Source organism: Pantanalinema rosaneae CENA516 (genome assembly GCF_050753385.1).
GTDB lineage: Bacteria > Cyanobacteriota > Cyanobacteriia > Leptolyngbyales > Leptolyngbyaceae > Pantanalinema > Pantanalinema rosaneae.
Map to the genome: position 1 here is coordinate 1 of NZ_JBLZFZ010000037.1, position 16,632 is coordinate 16,632.

Annotated in this window: 14 protein-coding genes, 1 tRNA gene and 1 pseudogene; 12 read left to right on the forward strand and 4 right to left on the reverse strand. The window is 51.5% G+C overall.

What is annotated here, in order from left to right; genetic code table 11:
- From ACN4EK_RS20030 to ACN4EK_RS20040, 3 genes and pseudogenes are all read left to right on the forward strand, one after another.
- Positions 1-353: pseudogene (locus tag ACN4EK_RS20030) on the forward strand (RNA methyltransferase); the annotation flags it as partial.
- Positions 354-466: 113 nt separating this feature from the next.
- Positions 467-2,503: a serine hydrolase gene (locus ACN4EK_RS20035; protein WP_431659964.1), complete on the forward strand. Its 2,037-nt coding sequence runs from the start codon at positions 467-469 to the stop codon at positions 2,501-2,503.
- Between the two features lie 334 nt (positions 2,504-2,837).
- The gene (locus ACN4EK_RS20040; protein WP_431659965.1) at positions 2,838-4,022 is read left to right on the forward strand and encodes an IscS subfamily cysteine desulfurase; all 1,185 of its coding nucleotides are present in this window, start codon (positions 2,838-2,840) and stop codon (positions 4,020-4,022) included.
- A gap of 213 nt (positions 4,023-4,235) precedes the next feature.
- Here ACN4EK_RS20040 and gifA read toward each other — a convergent pair whose 3' ends face one another.
- On the reverse strand, positions 4,236-4,433 hold the full coding sequence (gene gifA / locus ACN4EK_RS20045; RefSeq protein ID WP_431659966.1) for a glutamine synthetase inactivation factor IF7A: 198 nt from the start codon (positions 4,431-4,433) through the stop codon (positions 4,236-4,238).
- 251 nt (positions 4,434-4,684) lie between these two features.
- On the opposite strand from gifA, the gene ACN4EK_RS20050 reads away from it, so the two are divergent.
- The 3 genes from ACN4EK_RS20050 (at position 4,685) to ACN4EK_RS20060 (ending at position 7,361) form a co-directional block, all read left to right on the forward strand.
- Positions 4,685-5,554 carry an alpha/beta fold hydrolase gene (locus tag ACN4EK_RS20050; RefSeq protein WP_431659967.1) on the forward strand — a complete coding sequence of 290 codons (870 nt, stop codon included), beginning with the start codon at positions 4,685-4,687 and terminating at the stop codon, positions 5,552-5,554.
- A 104-nt stretch (positions 5,555-5,658) separates the two neighbouring features.
- Complete coding sequence (psbQ, locus tag ACN4EK_RS20055; RefSeq protein WP_431659968.1) at positions 5,659-6,111, forward strand: photosystem II protein PsbQ; 453 nt, start codon at positions 5,659-5,661, stop codon at positions 6,109-6,111.
- A 140-nt stretch (positions 6,112-6,251) separates the two neighbouring features.
- Complete coding sequence (locus ACN4EK_RS20060) at positions 6,252-7,361, forward strand: NAD(P)/FAD-dependent oxidoreductase (RefSeq protein WP_431659969.1); 1,110 nt, start codon at positions 6,252-6,254, stop codon at positions 7,359-7,361.
- A 38-nt stretch (positions 7,362-7,399) separates the two neighbouring features.
- On the opposite strand, the gene ACN4EK_RS20065 is transcribed toward ACN4EK_RS20060, so the two are convergent.
- Both ACN4EK_RS20065 and rplS read right to left on the reverse strand, forming a co-directional pair.
- Positions 7,400-7,472 (reverse strand) — tRNA-Trp (locus tag ACN4EK_RS20065).
- A 110-nt stretch (positions 7,473-7,582) separates the two neighbouring features.
- Entirely contained in the window at positions 7,583-7,945 is a 363-nt protein-coding gene (gene rplS, locus ACN4EK_RS20070; protein ID WP_431659970.1) for a 50S ribosomal protein L19, read from the reverse strand.
- Between the two features lie 183 nt (positions 7,946-8,128).
- Here rplS and ACN4EK_RS20075 point away from each other — a divergent pair, with 183 nt between their 5' ends.
- The 6 genes from ACN4EK_RS20075 to ACN4EK_RS20100 all read left to right on the forward strand — a co-directional run bounded on the left by ACN4EK_RS20075 (position 8,129) and on the right by ACN4EK_RS20100 (position 14,752).
- The gene (locus ACN4EK_RS20075) at positions 8,129-8,995 is read left to right on the forward strand and encodes a DUF4382 domain-containing protein (RefSeq protein ID WP_431659971.1); all 867 of its coding nucleotides are present in this window, start codon (positions 8,129-8,131) and stop codon (positions 8,993-8,995) included.
- A 10-nt stretch (positions 8,996-9,005) separates the two neighbouring features.
- Positions 9,006-9,506, forward strand: coding sequence for a carboxypeptidase regulatory-like domain-containing protein (locus tag ACN4EK_RS20080; protein WP_431659972.1), 501 nt, complete (start codon positions 9,006-9,008; stop codon positions 9,504-9,506).
- On the forward strand, positions 9,507-10,172 hold the full coding sequence (gene cbiM, locus ACN4EK_RS20085) for a cobalt transporter CbiM (protein WP_431659973.1): 666 nt from the start codon (positions 9,507-9,509) through the stop codon (positions 10,170-10,172).
- Positions 10,169-10,954 carry a cobalt ECF transporter T component CbiQ gene (gene cbiQ, locus ACN4EK_RS20090; RefSeq protein ID WP_431659974.1) on the forward strand — a complete coding sequence of 262 codons (786 nt, stop codon included), beginning with the start codon at positions 10,169-10,171 and terminating at the stop codon, positions 10,952-10,954. Before cbiM ends, cbiQ begins: the two co-directional genes overlap by 4 nt.
- Before the next feature lie 3 nt (positions 10,955-10,957).
- Positions 10,958-11,770 (forward strand): energy-coupling factor ABC transporter ATP-binding protein, encoded by an 813-nt coding sequence (locus ACN4EK_RS20095; RefSeq protein ID WP_431659975.1) that lies wholly within the window; start codon positions 10,958-10,960, stop codon positions 11,768-11,770.
- Positions 11,771-11,899: 129 nt separating this feature from the next.
- Complete coding sequence (locus ACN4EK_RS20100) at positions 11,900-14,752, forward strand: M16 family metallopeptidase (RefSeq protein ID WP_431659976.1); 2,853 nt, start codon at positions 11,900-11,902, stop codon at positions 14,750-14,752.
- Positions 14,753-14,820: 68 nt separating this feature from the next.
- Here ACN4EK_RS20100 and ACN4EK_RS20105 read toward each other — a convergent pair whose 3' ends face one another.
- Positions 14,821-16,452: a cyclic peptide export ABC transporter gene (locus ACN4EK_RS20105; protein WP_431659977.1), complete on the reverse strand. Its 1,632-nt coding sequence runs from the start codon at positions 16,450-16,452 to the stop codon at positions 14,821-14,823.
- Between the last annotated feature and the right edge of the window lie 180 nt (positions 16,453-16,632).

Here is a 16,632-nt window from a genome sequence, read left to right on the forward strand (position 1 = left end):
AGATGTGTATAAGAGACAGAGATGGGGGAGATGGGGGAAATGGGGAAGCAAGGCAATATTCTTCCTCATCCTCTTCACCTCCCTCATCCTCCTCACCTTCCTCACCTTCCCTACCACCCCTACCTGCCACCCACATACCCGCTACCCTGGATGCTCTAGAGGACTTTTATCAACACCTGGAAACGGTTTTGCTGGACATTGGCTATCTCTATCCCCATACTGCTGCCAGTCGTATGGAGAAATTTCGGCGGTTGTTTCAGCGATCGCTGCCAAGCCACGAAGAAGTGGCAATGCTACGAGGGATTTTGAGTCAGGTGCAATGGGCAGTGAAGCAAAACTTCGATCGCCAATAACGTCTGGTGTGAGCAGCATCTAAACTATTTCATGCCAACGATCGGGCAATATAGCTCGACAGTTGGCTGCAATTCTGCTAACGTTTCCGTTGAATCTTTGTGGGAGTGTCATCATGCCGGAGTCGGGTGATACATCGCGTCAACGCCGCAATCATGGTTCCTCGCTATTTAAGGGACGGCGTAAAGCCTTACGGTTACGAGAATCTGCTGCTGGAGGAGCGGCAACCCCATCAACCAGCCCCGGATCATCTCGATCGCCAGCCACTCCTGACCGGAATCCATCTCCCGAGTCTCCTACCCCTAAGAATCCGCTGCGGGATGGTAGAGGAGACGGCAATCAGGTGGCTCGGCAAGACCGGACAAAGGGACAGGCTCGATGGTGGCATCGGCTATGGGGACAACGTACTCGACCGGCGGCAAAAGAGGGAGCGGCGGCTACGGCACTGCGGGTGGGTCACCGGACAGGATCAATATCCCCAAAAAATCCAGCAAATTCCAGTAGCGATCGACGTTCCATATTCCCCAAAGACCTGGCAGGTTCCAGTGCGGATCGCCGATCGACAGCCCCAAAAGACTCATTTAACCCGAGTGGCGATCGCGGGGTAGCCAAACGCGATCGCCTGTTGCCGAAACTGAGCTTCACTAGAGGCAACAATCGAGGTACGACCTCCACCGGCACTCCGAAAACTTTGGAAAAACCCCAGGAAGGTCGGCGGCAAGTACGGGAACAGTCCCACTGGCAACGCCGGGGAAGAGACACTACCCCCACCACCCGAGAAAATCGCCATCGTCCGGAGTTGCGTCTGACTCGTTCAACCACCAACACCGTCCTGCCACTCCGTTCTGGTCAAGCCTCTGAACCACAGGACGATCGCCGACGCACACCCCCGGGCAGTTCCGCCCAACCGCCTGAGTCAGCGAACAAATTATCGCGATCGCGCCGCCATCGACGAGACGGACGTTTGGGGCAGCGAGAGTTACCTGAACCCCAGCCCCGATCGCCCCGTCCGGCTCCCCGTCCCCGATCGCGTAGTGCAGCGCTTGTCCTGTATGCTACCCGAATGCTGATTTTAAGCATTGGCGTAGGCGTATTAGCTGGAACTGTTCTGTCAGCATGGGATCCGGCAACTCATTCCTTCCTGACGGGAAATTCATCTACTAACCAGCCTTCGACTCAGGCAATGTCGATCGCACCTAGCCCGGAATTAAAAATTGGGCAGGAAATTGCGGCGTTAAAGACAGCCGTGCAACCCGTGATTCAACAAAACCCTCAATTCAACCTGGGAGCCTATCTGCAAGATTTGGATGACAACAGTTATCTAGATATCAGTGGTAGCACTACCTTTGCCGCCGCCAGCACGATCAAAGTGCCGGTCTTAGTTGCCTTCTTTCAGGATGTGGATGCTGGAAAAATTCGCCTGGATGAGAAGCTGACCTTGCGGAAGGAACTGATTGGGCAGGGATCAGGGGATATGCAGTACCACCCATTGGGCACTCAGTATACCGCGCTGGAAGTGGCTCGCCAGATGATTATTATTAGCGATAATACAGCCACCAATCTGCTGATCGCCCGCTTAGGGGGGCAAGAGGTATTGAACGATCGCTTCCGCTCCTGGGGGTTAATGGCAACTGAGATCAAAAATCTGCTGCCCGATCTGGAGGGTACAAATACCACAAGTCCTAAGGATCTGGCGGCGGTGATGGTTCGGGTCAGCCAAGGTGAACTGATTTCCCTGCGATCGCGCGATCGCATGTTGGAGATTATGCGGCAAACCGTCAACAACAGTCTGCTGCCCCAGGGGTTAGGAGAAGGTGCGACCATCTCCCATAAAACGGGAGATATTAAATCTGTTCTGGGTGATGTGGGACTGATTGACTTGCCCAATGGCAAACGCTATGCGATCGGAGTGGTGGTGAAGCGTCCTGACAATAACTATCAAGCCGCCGAAATAATTCGTCAGGTATCACGAGCCGCTTATCAGCACTTTAACCGCCCTACTTCAACCGCTGCTCCAGCCCAGACGCAATCCTCCTCACCCCCCAACACTGGGGACACCCAAACGCCTGCGCCCCAGTCACCGCCAGCCTCGACGGATTCCCCCGGAACCGATTCTCCTGCGCCCGATAACACCATGCAAGCGACACGCTAACCACATCAAAGCTGACTGAACTGGGAGCAATACCGATCGGGCAGGTGGAATTCCTGACGCGATCGAGCAAGTTCATTAAGTTTTAATAGAGAGTTTCAGCATCCCGGTAACTCAAACACCGCTGCCATGAGGTCTGATCCAATCCTAGAAAACAGGCTGAACCAGGGCAGGTGTCGTCATTTCTCCAAGTAAATGAGACAAATATTGATTGTCCGATCGTGGTAATTAAATGTTTGAAGTTATGGTTAATTGGGTCAACGGATAGAGGTTTTTAGAAAGGATTTAGGCATACTGAGGAAAACTTAGTCGTTGCTGAAGCACAAGTGGGAAGGGAATGTCTCATCAGCCAATTTACCTAGACTGCCACGCCACTACGCCTGTTGATGAACGAGTGCTTGCAGCGATGCTGCCGTTCTTCACTCAACATTTCGGGAATCCTGCCAGCACTAGCCACCAGTATGGGTGGGAAGCTCAAGCGGCGGTGCATCAAGCAAGAGAAGTTCTGGCATCTGCCATTCAGGCAACACCCGAAGAAATTATTTTTACCAGTGGAGCCACTGAGGCGAATAACCTAGCCATTAAAGGGGTCGCTGAGGCATACCATAACCGGGGTCGTCATCTCATCACAGTCGCCACAGAACATAAAGCCGTTCTGGACACCTGTACTTACTTACAATCGTTAGGATTTGAAATTACCTTCTTACCGGTTGGAGAGGATGGGTTAGTTGACCTGGCACTCTTAGAACAATCCTTCCGCCCCGATACTATCCTGGTTTCAGTTATGACCGCCAATAACGAAATTGGTGTGCTTCAACCGATCGCCGAGATTGGCGCAATGTGTCGGGCGCGTCAGGTACTATTCCACACCGATGCAGCTCAGGCGATCGGCAAAGTGCCCCTGGATGTGGATGCCATGCAGATTGATCTGATGTCGCTCACCGCCCACAAAATCTATGGTCCCAAGGGGATTGGGGCACTGTATGTGCGTCGGCGCAATCCCAGAGTCCAACTGGCACCCCAACTGCATGGGGGTGGACACGAACGTGGGATGAGATCGGGCACACTTTACACTCCCCAAATTGTCGGATTTGCCAAGGCGGTAGAACTGGGCATCCAAGAAATGGCTCCGGAAACAGCCCGGGTAGCGCGGTTGCGCGATCGGCTATGGCAGACGTTAGCCGCCTTAGGGGGGGTATACCTGAATGGACATCCCATTCATCGGCTACCGGGCAATCTGAATATTAGTGTGGCAGGGGTCGATGGGCAGGCATTGACCTTAGGCTTGCAGCCGGTGATTGCCGTGTCCTCTGGGTCGGCGTGCAATTCGGCAAAAGCGGCTCCCTCCTATGTGCTAAAAGCCCTGGGACGTTCTGACGATCTGGCTTACGCCTCGATCCGGTTTGGTATTGGTCGCCATAACACTGAATCGGAGATCGATCGGGCGATCGAGATTACCGTCAATACCATTCAAGCCTTACGTCAGGCAAATCACCCGATGTTCAATAAGTTATCTGCCTGATCGGTTGTCTCTCAGCGATTCATTCGCATCCTCCGCAACAAAAGGTCACACTTCCTCAAGAAGAGTGACTTTTTTTATGGGTTTGCAACCTACCTTTAAACCTAAGGTCACCCCTCCGGCTGGAAAGGTGACCCATATTTATTTAGTTTCAACGTTTACTGAACCTAAACCGTAACTGCAATGCTAAAAACCAACGTTTAGTGACAATGCAACTTAGCTCATGCCGACATTGCTGGGGTTATAAGCGGGTGAGGCGGCATGGGAACGGTTGTGAACATGGCTCCAGAGTTCAGCCGCTTCAGCGGGCATGCCTACTTCAGCAGCAGCGCGGCTCAATACGCATTGTTCACGATTTCTGTGCATTTGTTGGTGACGAATCATCAACGCCCGAGCTTGATCTTGAGTAGACATAATGGTTTTCTTCCTTGGTCGCTTTTACCTTTACAACCTGAATATATCAGGAAAATTCTGTATCAAAAACTACTAAACGTTACTTTTAACAAAAATTAATGCCTAGTTAAGGTTTGGTAGGGGAAGTGGGAGATGGGGAGATGAGGAGATGGGGAGGTGGGGAGATAGGGAGATGGGGAGATGGGGAGCAATGGGGAGGTATTCGCGGTAAGCTCAAACAACAAAGTGTGTAGTGTGGATGACAGTGGAGCATGGCTGAACGAATTCTGGGGGAAAAGCCGGGAGAAAGTTGGCTAAAGATGGATGATTTGTCCTGGTTTTATCGGGAGGCAACCCCGATCGGGGACAGCGATCGCACTCCGGTTGTTCTGTTGCATGGCTTGGTGTCTCAGAGCTATGGTTGGCGGCATATTCTCCCTACCTTAGCGGCACAGGGATTTGGGGCGATCGCGCCGGATTGGATTGGGTGTGGCTTTTCGGCACAACCCGATCGGCGGGATTTTGCTTACACGCCAGAGCGATTTATCACTGCATTAGAAGAGTTTTTTACCGCCTTGGAACTGTCCCACTTTTCCTTAGTCGTCCAGGGATTTCTGGGATCGGTTGGCTTGCAATATGCGCTACGGCATCCTGAGCAGATCGATCGCCTGATGATTCTGAATGCCCCGATTGCTCCAACTGCCAAATTACCCTGGAAAATCAAACAACTGGGTATCCCGTTTGTCGGTGACATGATGACCCAAGATCCCCTATTAGTAGACCGGACTCTGGAAGGGGGAGGTGGCTATCGGGTGGAGGATGCCGATCTGGACATTTATCGTCGTCCGTTTTTGCGTAGCTCTGATGCGGGACGAGCCTTGTTGACCACAATTCAAAATTTGCAATTGCCTCAAGTAACAGCGGAAATTGCTACCGGGTTTCAAGCCTGGACAAAACCGGTGTTAGTAGCCTGGGGCGATCGCGATCCCTGGTTGCCCGTGGCGATGGCGGAAGAGTTTGTGCGATCGTTGCCCGATGGAGAACTGGTAATTTTGGAAGAGGTGGGTCACTATCCGCAGGAAGACTGGCATGAAAAGGTTAGCGAAGCTCTAATTCCCTTTTTGCGCCGCCAGGTGCTTTAAGGTTGGTGTACTTGTGGGGGCAGAATTTCGCCAGAACGCGGCTGATACGATAGACTGCTGTGTTGTAGCGTAGTTGAATTCTTTAATCAGAAATCTACATAGCCATGATGAAGTTCCGGTCTGTTCTCGTCATCCTTCTGGCGTTAGTCACGGCATTCATGCTGAATGTTGGCAGTGTTGCGGCTGCCAAAGTGAAGAAGCCCCAAACCTATACTCCAGCCCAACTGGAGCGAATTCAGGAGTACGCCTCGACCTTACAAGCCACTCGCGATCGTCTTCCTGAACTGGCAACCTTAATCCAACAACAGGACTGGACATTTACGCGTAATTTTATTCACGGGCCGTTGGGTGAACTGCGGTCAGACATCAGTGGTTTGATTCGCAACCTGTTGCCCGATGCCCAACCCAGTGCCCGGTTGCTCGCCAAAACCCTGTTTGATGATCTGATCGCGATCGATACCGCCGCTCAAGCCGGGGATTACAAGAAAGCGATTCGTAACTATGCCGAAACCCTGCGCGACTTTGATGCATTTACGGCAATTCTACCCAAAGCTTAATTGTTTAGCGGCGTAAATTGAGGGTTACCCTCAATGTCGCTACGATCGTTGTGTAGTCATCAGTTGGCAGTTTTCAGTCGATGCCTAATCACTGATCACGGCTAATTGGTGACTCCTCTTTTTTACATTCATGATTAGCCATGACGAAGGTTGTCATTATTGGCTGTGGCGTAATTGGAGCGGCGATCGCCTACGAACTCAGCCAGGTTCCCGGACTAACGGTGACAGTGTGCGATCGCGAGACTCCGGCTCAGGCGGCTACTGGCGCGGCACTCGGGGTGTTAATGGGGGCAATCAGCCAGAAAGCCAAGGGTCGAAAGCTGCAAATGCGCCTCAGCAGCATCCAACGCTACAACACCTGGATTCCCCAGTTAGAGCAAGCCACTGGTCACAAAATTCCGTTTAACCAACAGGGCATTCTACGGCTGTGTTTTGAGGGGGAAGATTTAGCGTCCTGGCGATCGCTTCAGGAGATCCGGCAGCAACAAGGCTGGAGATTACAAATACTCGATCGTGCCCAGTTGCAAGCCGATTATCCCCAGTTAAATCTGGAAGGCGTGATTGCCGGGATCTATTCACCGGACGATCGACAGCTTGATCCGACTGTCCTGACGAAGGCGTTAGTGGCGGCGGCTACCCAAAATGGGGTCACGTTCCACTTTCATACCACCGTGACTGGAATTGATCGCCAACCTACCTCTGATAGCTCTCTCCAGCGTTGCGATCAGGTTCAGACCTCAAAGGGTGCGATCGCGGCTGATTGGTGTGTCATTGCGGCGGGACTAGGCTCAACTCCATTCACCGAACAGTTGCATCAACCTGTGGAGATTCGCCCCGTGTTAGGGCAGGCCATGCAGGTACGGTTAGACCAACCTATGGGACATCCTGATTTACAGCCCGCGATTAATGGCAATGATACCCATATTGTTCCGCTAGGCAACGGTGCATACTGGCTCGGAGCAACCGTCGAGTTTCCTACTCATAGCAATTCAGCCGCCCTACAACCCGATCCAACCAGGCTGGAAACCGTTCGGCAAACTGCGATCGCCCTGTGTCCGGCTTTCAGTACCGCGACAGTGCAACGCACCTGGTTTGGCTTACGTCCCCGCCCTGAAGGTCGCCCTGCCCCAGTGATTGAACTACTCCCTGGCTATCACAATATCCTCTTAGCGACAGGACATTATCGCAACGGCATTCTTCTGGCTCCAGCTACGGCGGCTAAAGTCAGAGAGGCGATCGGCGTAGCTTAGTCTACCGGTCTACCTATTCCTGGCAGTAAAGCAATTAACGCGCCCTGAAGGACTCGAACCCTCGACATCAGGTTTTGGAGACCTGCGTTCTACCAACTGAACTAAGAGCGCAAACGTGGTTTGAACCTGAGTTTATTCTATCAGGTATTGGCTGTTAGCTGTTAGCTGTTAGCGATTAGGAAAAAATTTCCAAAGACCAAAAGCTAATAGCTAATCGCCAACTACAAAGCCCGATCGAACCGTTGTTTCAGGCGAGTAGCCTTACCAACACGATTACGAAGATAGTAGAGCTTCGCCCGCCGAGCTTTACCGCGACGCAGGACTTTGATGCTCTCAATCCGGGGCGAGTGAATCAGGAAAACCCGTTCCACACCAACATTCTGGAAAATCTTTCTGACTGTGATGTTTTGGCTAATGCCAGCACCACGCTTAGCAATCACCACTCCCTCATAGGGCTGGGTGCGTTCTTTGTTGCCTTCTTGAATGATGACCCCGACTTTCACCGTGTCACCAACATAGATAATCGGCAGATTTGTTTTCATCTGCTCTTGTTCAATAGAGCGGATAATTTCTTGGGCGTGCATAGTCCTGGTCAAAAACTCACAGTCTTTGATTATAAGCTTACTATTGCTCTAAGTCTAGGGGTAAATTTGCAGAAGAGCGACGCCTTTTATCCCCCCTAAGAGCATTGAAATTCCTGGAAATATCGCCATACTTGTCTATGACTCACCCAAACAAGTGTTGCTGCTGTAAGGAATTGGTTTGCGATGAAAAAGTTTTGTTGGCTCGTTGGCTCAGTGTTAGCGATCGCGCTTCAGTCCTGTACCAATACTTCCTCTCCCCCATCCCAAACCAATACTTCCTCTGCCCCATCCCAAACCACCACTACTAACCCAGCAGCCAGTGAAGGCACTCTCCAGATTCGGGCAAATGGTGAAGATTTCGTCCGGCAGGGATTCACCTCAAAAGATGGCTGGCAAATCTCCTTTGACCACGTTTATGTGACGATGGCCGATGTCACCGCTTACCAGACCGATCCTCCCTACGATGCCCAAACAGGAGGCGATTTGAAAGCCACACAACAGGTCAGTTTGGGGCAACCACAGACGGTCGATCTGGCCGCCGGAGATGAAACGGCAGAACCGATTCTGGTCGGTGAGACCAAGGCTCCGGCTGGACGGTATAATGCTCTCTCCTGGAAAATGCCGAAAGCGACCGAAGGAGAGGCAAATGGCTATGCGCTAAAACTGGTGGGAACGGCAACCAAAGCAGGAACGACCCTACCCTTTACCATTCGGGTTGATCAGGAATTGGGATTTCAGTGTGGGGAGTTTGTGGGGGACGATCGCAAAGGCACGTTGACGGCGGGCAACACCGCTGATTTAGAAGCCACCTTCCACTTTGATCATTTATTTGGGGATGCCGGAAGTCCGATGACGGATGACCTGAACCAGCAGGCATTAGGATTTGACCCACTGGCAAAATTGGCAACAGGTGGCAAAGTCGATGTGAATACCGCTGCCTTGAAACAAGGTCTTTCAACGGAAGATTTTCAGAAGTTTCAGGGAATTTTGCCGAGTCTGGGGCATGTTGGGGAAGGACATTGTCAAGAAACGACCTTAGCCCAACGCTGAGGTAGCAACCATGAGGAAAACGTTGACTGGCAAGAATTGGGTCAATCAAATGAGTTCCCCCTGGTTATTCCCCCTGGTGTTAATCAGTATGGTGGGGCAAATGGGAGCCGCGATCGCCCATGGTGTGGATATGCAGTACCAGACCACGCAGGCGATTTCCGTCCAGGCAAAATACGACACGGGTACGCCGTTTGCCAATGCTCAGGTGACCGTCTACGCTCCAAATAGCGATGCGCCCTGGTTAAAAGGCACTACCGACAACAACGGCAACTTCACCTTTACCCCCGACCCCAGCCAACCCGGCACCTGGCAGGTTAAGGCTCGGCTTGCCGGACATGGAAATGTTTTGAATGTCCCGATTGGGGAGGCGGGAATTTCGAGTACCACCCAGACTGCCACCAACACCAATGGGGCATCAGGCTATACTCCGCTGCAAAAAGGAGTCATGGCAGCTTCTATTATTTGGGGGGCAATGGGCACTGCCCTGTTTTTTCTAGGGAGGAAGCGGTAGATGCACATCCCCGACGGGATTCTACCCGCTCAACTGTGTATTGGTGGCTATGGCGTAACGGGATTCACCACCTGGTTCTGCTTACAGCAAATCAATCGCAGTCCCGACCCAGCCCAGGGCATTCCGAAGGCGGCATTGCTGACGGCAGCTTTTTTTACTGCATCATTAATCCACATCCCGATTCCGCCGGCTAGTGTGCATTTCGTGCTGAATGGCTTATTAGGAGTGGTATTGGGTTATTACGCATTTCCGGCGATTTTAGTTGGGTTGTTTCTGCAAGCAATCATGTTTGGGCATGGTGGCTTAAGTACGTTGGGCATCAATGCAATGATCATGGGCTTGCCCGCACTGGTGGCGGCACTGATTTTTCAGTTCGGCGATCGCGTTTCTTCCCGCTTCCATGCCAACATCACGATCACCCTGTTTGGGTTTCTTGCCGGAGCAGCGGCAGTGGCGCTCTCGACTCTGATGTTCTATACCCTGGTGGTGCTGCATCTCCCGGCTGATTTAGATGCCAATACCGAACAGGCAGCGCTCCTAACCCTGGCAGTTGCCCATATCCCTCTGATTTTGTTAGAAGGAATGTTTACGGCGATCGTGGTGGCGTTTTTGGCAAAGGTGAAACCAGAGCTATTGCAAAATTCGGGGTCAAAGATTGGGTTATGAGGTTAGAGTTTGACCTATATCGCGATCGCGCCTCCTGGATTCATGGCTGGGAACCCCGCTGCAAAGTATTAGGCCTGTTGGGCTTGATCTTTGCCTTTGCCTTTGTACAATCTCTCTGGCTGCTGATCCCCATGGTGCTGGTCACACTGACCTTATACGGGCTCTCCCAATTACCGTTCTGCTTTTGGCTGAATCGGTTACGGTATCCAGGCTTATTTTTGTTGGGGATTGTAGCGTTATTACCGTTTTCTGCGGGGCAGACCGTCCTCTGGCAGTGGGGTTGGTTGACGCTGTATCAGGAGGGTTGTGCAGCCGTATTGCTGATTGCAGTGCGATTTCTCTGCATCGTGACGATCGCCCTGATCCTGATTGGCTCAACTCCCTTACTGACCTTACTTAATGCTCTGCGATCGTTGGGTATCTCCCCCATCCTCACGGACATGACCCTGCTCACCTATCGCTACCTGGCGGACATTGGGGACAGCTTCACCACCATGCGAACAGCCATGCGGCTACGGGGCAGCGATTTCACTCGTGGCGGGTTCATCAGTAGTGGACGACACCTGACCCAAATTGCTCACCTGACCGGTACCCTGTTGATCCGCAGTTATGAGCAGTCAGAGCGAGTGTATAAGGCAATGCGGCTCCGTGGGTACGGACTCCAGACTCGACTGCCACAGCAGGAAGCCCATCCACAGCAGCGAGCCAGTGTGATCGCGCTGATCCTGAGTTGGCTGGTGGCGGCAGGATTCATCCTGGCAACTGGATTCAAAGTAGGTTAGACGATGACGCAAACGGAACCAACCCTGAGCACACGATCCTCTCTTTCCCCCGTCATAGAGAATAATCCACCCGCGATCGCCATTGAACACCTGAATTTTTCCTACCCCGACTATGCCCATGCCATTCATCAGGTGAATTTAACCGTACAACCCGGTGAGCGCATCGGCATTGTGGGCGCAAACGGCTGTGGCAAAACCACATTCTTCCTGCTGCTGTGTGGCATTCTCGCCCCTACGCACGGCACCATTCACTTGCTGGGAAAGGCAGTTCGCCCAGGCACATTTCACACCGATATTGGCTTAGTCTTCCAAAATCCCGATGATCAACTGTTTTCCACCACGGTTTGGCAAGATGTGGCATTCGCCCCCCAAAACATCGGACTTTCCCCTGAAGAAGTGGAACAGCGTGTCAACACAGCAATGGCACTGACTCAGATACAGGACTTAGCCCAGCGTCCACCCCATCACTTATCGGGAGGACAGAAGAAGCGAGTCGCGATCGCCGGAGTGCTGGCAATGAATCCCGAAATTTTGCTGTTGGATGAACCGTCTGCCCAACTCGATCCCCACTCCCGACGACAACTGATCCGCCTGCTCGATTCCCTGCCACAAACTCAATTAATTGCCACCCATGATCTCGATCTGGCCTTAGATTTATGCGATCGCACCCTCCTGTTTAGCCAGGGACAGATCATCTGTGATGGCGACACCTACAGGATTTTGGGCAATGCCGAACTACTAGAGCAACACGCACTGGAACTCCCCCTCAGTTACAGTCGCCCCTACTGCCTACTTCAAGACTTTGATCATAAATAACACTAGGATTGACTTAAGATCACAGACTCCTGAAACTCCATAAGTCAAACTATTTTTATTCCTACAGGAAATTCTGTGAGGTTTTGTATCCTCCTGCCTCCCTGTTCATCTCCCTGAATGCCCATAGTTATGCCGTTGTTTAAGCTAGTCCGCCGCCACCGCCTATTTAGCCTCCTATTTGCGCTGTGCCTGACCCTGGTGCTGTTATCTGGATTGCCCAGTGCTGCCGCACCTACTTCCTCAGAGCCGACTTCGCCGCTACCCATTGAGATCGCCGACCAGTCGCGATCGCTCCCGACCCCAACCGCTACTAATCCTGATCTCTCCCTGACTCAGGAAGTTCGCAAAACAGTATTAGAGAATGGGCTCACCGTACTCACTAAAGAGGTCAACACCGCCCCCGTAGTGACGGTACAGGTCTGGTATCGAGTCGGCTCTCGCAATGAAACGCCAGGAATTAATGGGATTGCCCACCAGCTAGAACACCTGATGTTTAAAGGCACCACGGAACGCCCGATCCAATTTGGTCGCTTCTTTAGTGCCCTGGGCAGCGACTCCAATGCCTTTACCAGCTACGATATGACGGCTTACTTCGGCACAGCCGAGCGGGACAAGTTGGAACCATTGCTCATACTGGAAGCCGATCGCATGGCAAATGCCATCATTGCCGACAAGGAACTGGCTAGTGAGAAGCGGGTCGTCATTTCGGAACTGCAAGGCTACGAAAATAGCCCCAATTATCGCTTGGGACGGGCAGTGATGCAGGCAGTGTTTCCTAATCACCCCTATGGTTTACCTGTGGGTGGCACGAAAGCCGATGTGGAACGCTTTACCGTGGAGCAGGTACGGGAGTATTACCGCACGTTCTACCGTCCCGACAACGCCACCCTGATTCTGGTTGGCAATTTTCGGACTGAGGAGGTGTTAAAGACCGTTAAAGCTACCTTTGGTCAGGTGGCAAAACCCAAAACCCCCCTGCCGCCGGAACCGATCGTTGCCCCCCTACCAACGGCAACCAATCCTCCTCAACAGCCGATCGTGCTGCGAGAAGCGGGGAGTGCGGCCTTGCTGAATGCAATCTATCCCTTACCAGACATCAACCATCCCGATCTAGCAGCCCTACAGGTGATGGATTACGTCCTAACGGGTGGACGCAGTTCGCGGCTGTATCAAACCCTGGTGGAATCTGGGCTTGCCAGTGATGCGGAAGGCGGTGCCGCCCACCTGATTGGGGCAGGCTGGTATGAGTTTTCCGCTACAGCAGCCCCTGGAAAAACGTTGACCGAGATTGATCAAGCTTTACAGCAAATGGTGGCAAATCTGCGGCAACAGGGAGTGAATCAGGAGGAATTAGATCGGGCTAAGGCACAATTACGGGCAGCCATCATTTTACGGAACCGGGATATTACCAGTCAGGCAATGCAGCTGGGCGATGACTACATTACAACGGGCGATTACCAATTCACCGATCGCCTGCTCCGAGCGATCGCCACTGTCAGTGCTACCGATGTCCAACGGGTGGCTCAAACGTATCTGGCTCCTACACGCCGCACCGTCGGTTTATTTGAACCCACACTCACAGATGGCAAACCGGTCGCTAGCGCGGATAACTTTGCCCAAACCTCGGAAAACTTTAATCCTGGGTCACCCGTTGATCCGGCGGAAATTGCCAAATATCTGCCGCCCCTTACCTCCAAGAAGCAACAGAATATTGCCCATCCTCTGCCCGAGAAACTCACCCTGGCAAATGGCTTGCAAATCTTACTATTCCGCGATCGCAGCACTCCCACCATTACCCTCAGCGGCTATGTGCAGGCAGGTAGTTCCTATGACCAACCGCAAACCGCCGGACTGGCAAATCTGGTCGCTGTCAACCTGATGAATGGAAGCAAAACCCAGGATGCGCTGACACTCGCTAAGACCCTGGAAAACCGGGGAGCCAGTTTAGAGTTTGGCGTGAACCGTGAGGGGGTGATGATCAGTGGGGATGCCCTAGCCAGCGACTTACCCGTCCTGGTGCAGGTCTTAGCCGACGTATTGGAGAATGCAAATTTCCCTACCAATGAAGTGGAACTGAGTCGGCAACGGGCCTTAACGAACTTAGATTTGGAACTCGATAACCCCAGTCGGCTGGCACGACGGGTATTCCAGCAAACAATTTATCCCAAGGATCATCCATTCCATAGTTTCCCAACCAAAGATAGTTTGCAGCGCATTACTCGGGAGGAGATGCAGCGCTTTTATCAAACCCACTACCGTCCTGATGCCACGGTACTCACCTTAGTCGGAAACTTTGAACCCAGCCAGGTGCGGAATTTGCTCAATCAAACGCTGGGGCAGTGGCAGGATCACGGCAACGTCACTCAGATCACTGTGCCATCTGTCACCTTGCCCAAAGCCGTCACCCGTATTAATTCAACCCTGCCCGGTAAAACGCAATCCATTACCTTGATCGGCTACAACGCGATCGATCGCAAGGATCCGCGTTACTACAGTGCGATGGTGCTAAACCAAATTTTGGGAGGTGATACGCTATCCAGCCGTCTGGGCACTGAAATCCGCGATCGCTTGGGATTAACCTATGGTATCTACAGCTATTTTCAAGCCGGGATTTACTCAGGACCATTTTTGATTCACATGCAGACATCGCCCGAAGATACCGCTCAGGCTGTTAATAGCACCTTAACGTTACTGCAACAGGTGCGACAGCAGGGAGTTACAGCCGCTGAGGTCGCTCAAGCCCAGCGATCGTTGACCAGTAGCTATCCTGTGGGCCTGGCAGATCCCAGTACATTGGCAGCCACGATTCTGATGAATCAGGTTTACGGCTTGTCACTTCAGGAACTGCAAGAGTTTACCGCCAAAATCAATGCGGTAACTCCAGAGCAGGTGAATGCCGCGATTCAAGAACTGCTACATCCCGATCGCGTCGTTGTTGTCACTGCCGGACCAGAGGTAACAACATCACAGAAGCAACCCTAAGCTTCCAGATTCATCCAATTGAGAGTGGCTGAAATTGATTGTGACCTGAGCGATTTCAGTCACCTTAATCATTGGCTGGATTGGGTTTGATCGAACTCAATTTGACCATAGTTTAGTTTGATCATGCGATCGGCCAGATGGAAATAATGATCGTCATGAGTAATCACTAAAACCGTTTTACCCCGATCGCGCAATTGCGGTAATAGATGGGTATAAAACAACTGTTTAAACACAGGATCCTGATCCGCTGCCCATTCATCAAATAAATAAATGGGACGATCGTCCAAATAGCTGGTGAGCAATGCCAGACGTTTGCGTTGTCCCTGGGATAGGGCTGTCGTCGAAAGTTTACCGGATTGAATCGTTACTTTGCGATCGAGTTGCAACCAGCGCAGATAGGTTTGTGCCTGACTATCCAACACTGAATTGTTAAAGCCTAAAAGTTGATCAAATAAATGGAAGTCAGCAAACACCACAGAAAAATGTTGCCGATACCATTCCCGGTTCTCTGCTGTGATCGGTTCCTGATTGAAATAAATTTCCCCAATTTCTGGAATATATAGCCCTGTGAGCAATTTAGCCAAGGTCGATTTCCCACTGCCATTTCCCCCCACAATAAAAATCAGTTCACCGGGCTTCAGGGTCAAATCGATCGGACCTAAGGTAAACCGGGTTTCATCCTCTCCTCCGATATAAGTGTGCGTAACTCCCTTTAAATTTAATGATGTCCAGACTGAGTCGATCGTTGGAGGTACGATCGCCACCTCTGAGCGATGATTCAGCGCTAATCCCAAAGAGTCAATTTTTTGCAGGGCAATATTGGCTTTGCTTAAAATCGGCAATTTGCTGACAATATTGTCCATTGGGCCAATCAAATAGGTAAAGGTCAGCACATACCCGGCTAACGTGCGACTATCGATCGCAATAATGTGGGGAATAAAAAATAAAACTAGCCCGATCGCAAAGAAAAACAGGAATTTCCCCACACTTTCATTTACAGCATATAGGGATAATCCCGTCGTGTTGTAGCGACGAAACTGATCGGCGGTTGCCTGTAAATCATGGTGTAAAAAGTCTTGCCGTCGCCAGTAATGTAATTTCAGTTCCTTAATGCCATCTGTAATCGTTTGGAAGTGTTGGAATAAGCGATCGCGTTCTTCACGGGCAAGGGCTAACATCTGTCTACCGCGTTTCAGAAGCACCTGACAACTCCCCATTGCCAGAGCAAATAACCCTAAAATAATCAGCAATACTTGCCAGGATAGCCAGGTAATGTAGGTTAAACAGCCTGCGACGATCGCTAGATTAATGAATAGGAAAGGCAGAATAAAGACCGCATTGGAAATTGCCAGAACATCTTCCGTTAAGGTTGCCAGTAAGCGTGAAGCCCCTAACTGTTCGAGATGACTTAACTCCGAGGCTAAAATTTGCCGACTTAGCCGCAGTTGTAACCGAAAGACCGCCTCCTGCGATAAGCGAATTAACGCCATCCGCGCCGTCATATCAGTTAGTAGCACAACTCCAACAAGACCAAGAAAACCCAGCGCGATCGTCTTGCCTGCCGCTAGCGGATTGCCTGCCATTGACCAACTGATCAACGCAATTAATCCGGCACTACTCGCACCACTGAAGAAACCCGTCAAAATTGCGATCGTCATCAGTCGCCCCGACGATCGCAGTAAGAAGTAAATCAAATTCATGAATCAGTCTCGCCTGCGCTGACCTGCCAAGCCTCTACACCTCACGTCAGGCATATCGCAAAGCATCAATTTCAGTAGGATTAAGCTTTATTGTATCTGAACATATTTTTCTAATGAACTCTCCGGAAAGGCAGATGACGCTGTTGTATGGGGTAGACGTTTCCTGACTGCACCCTACAC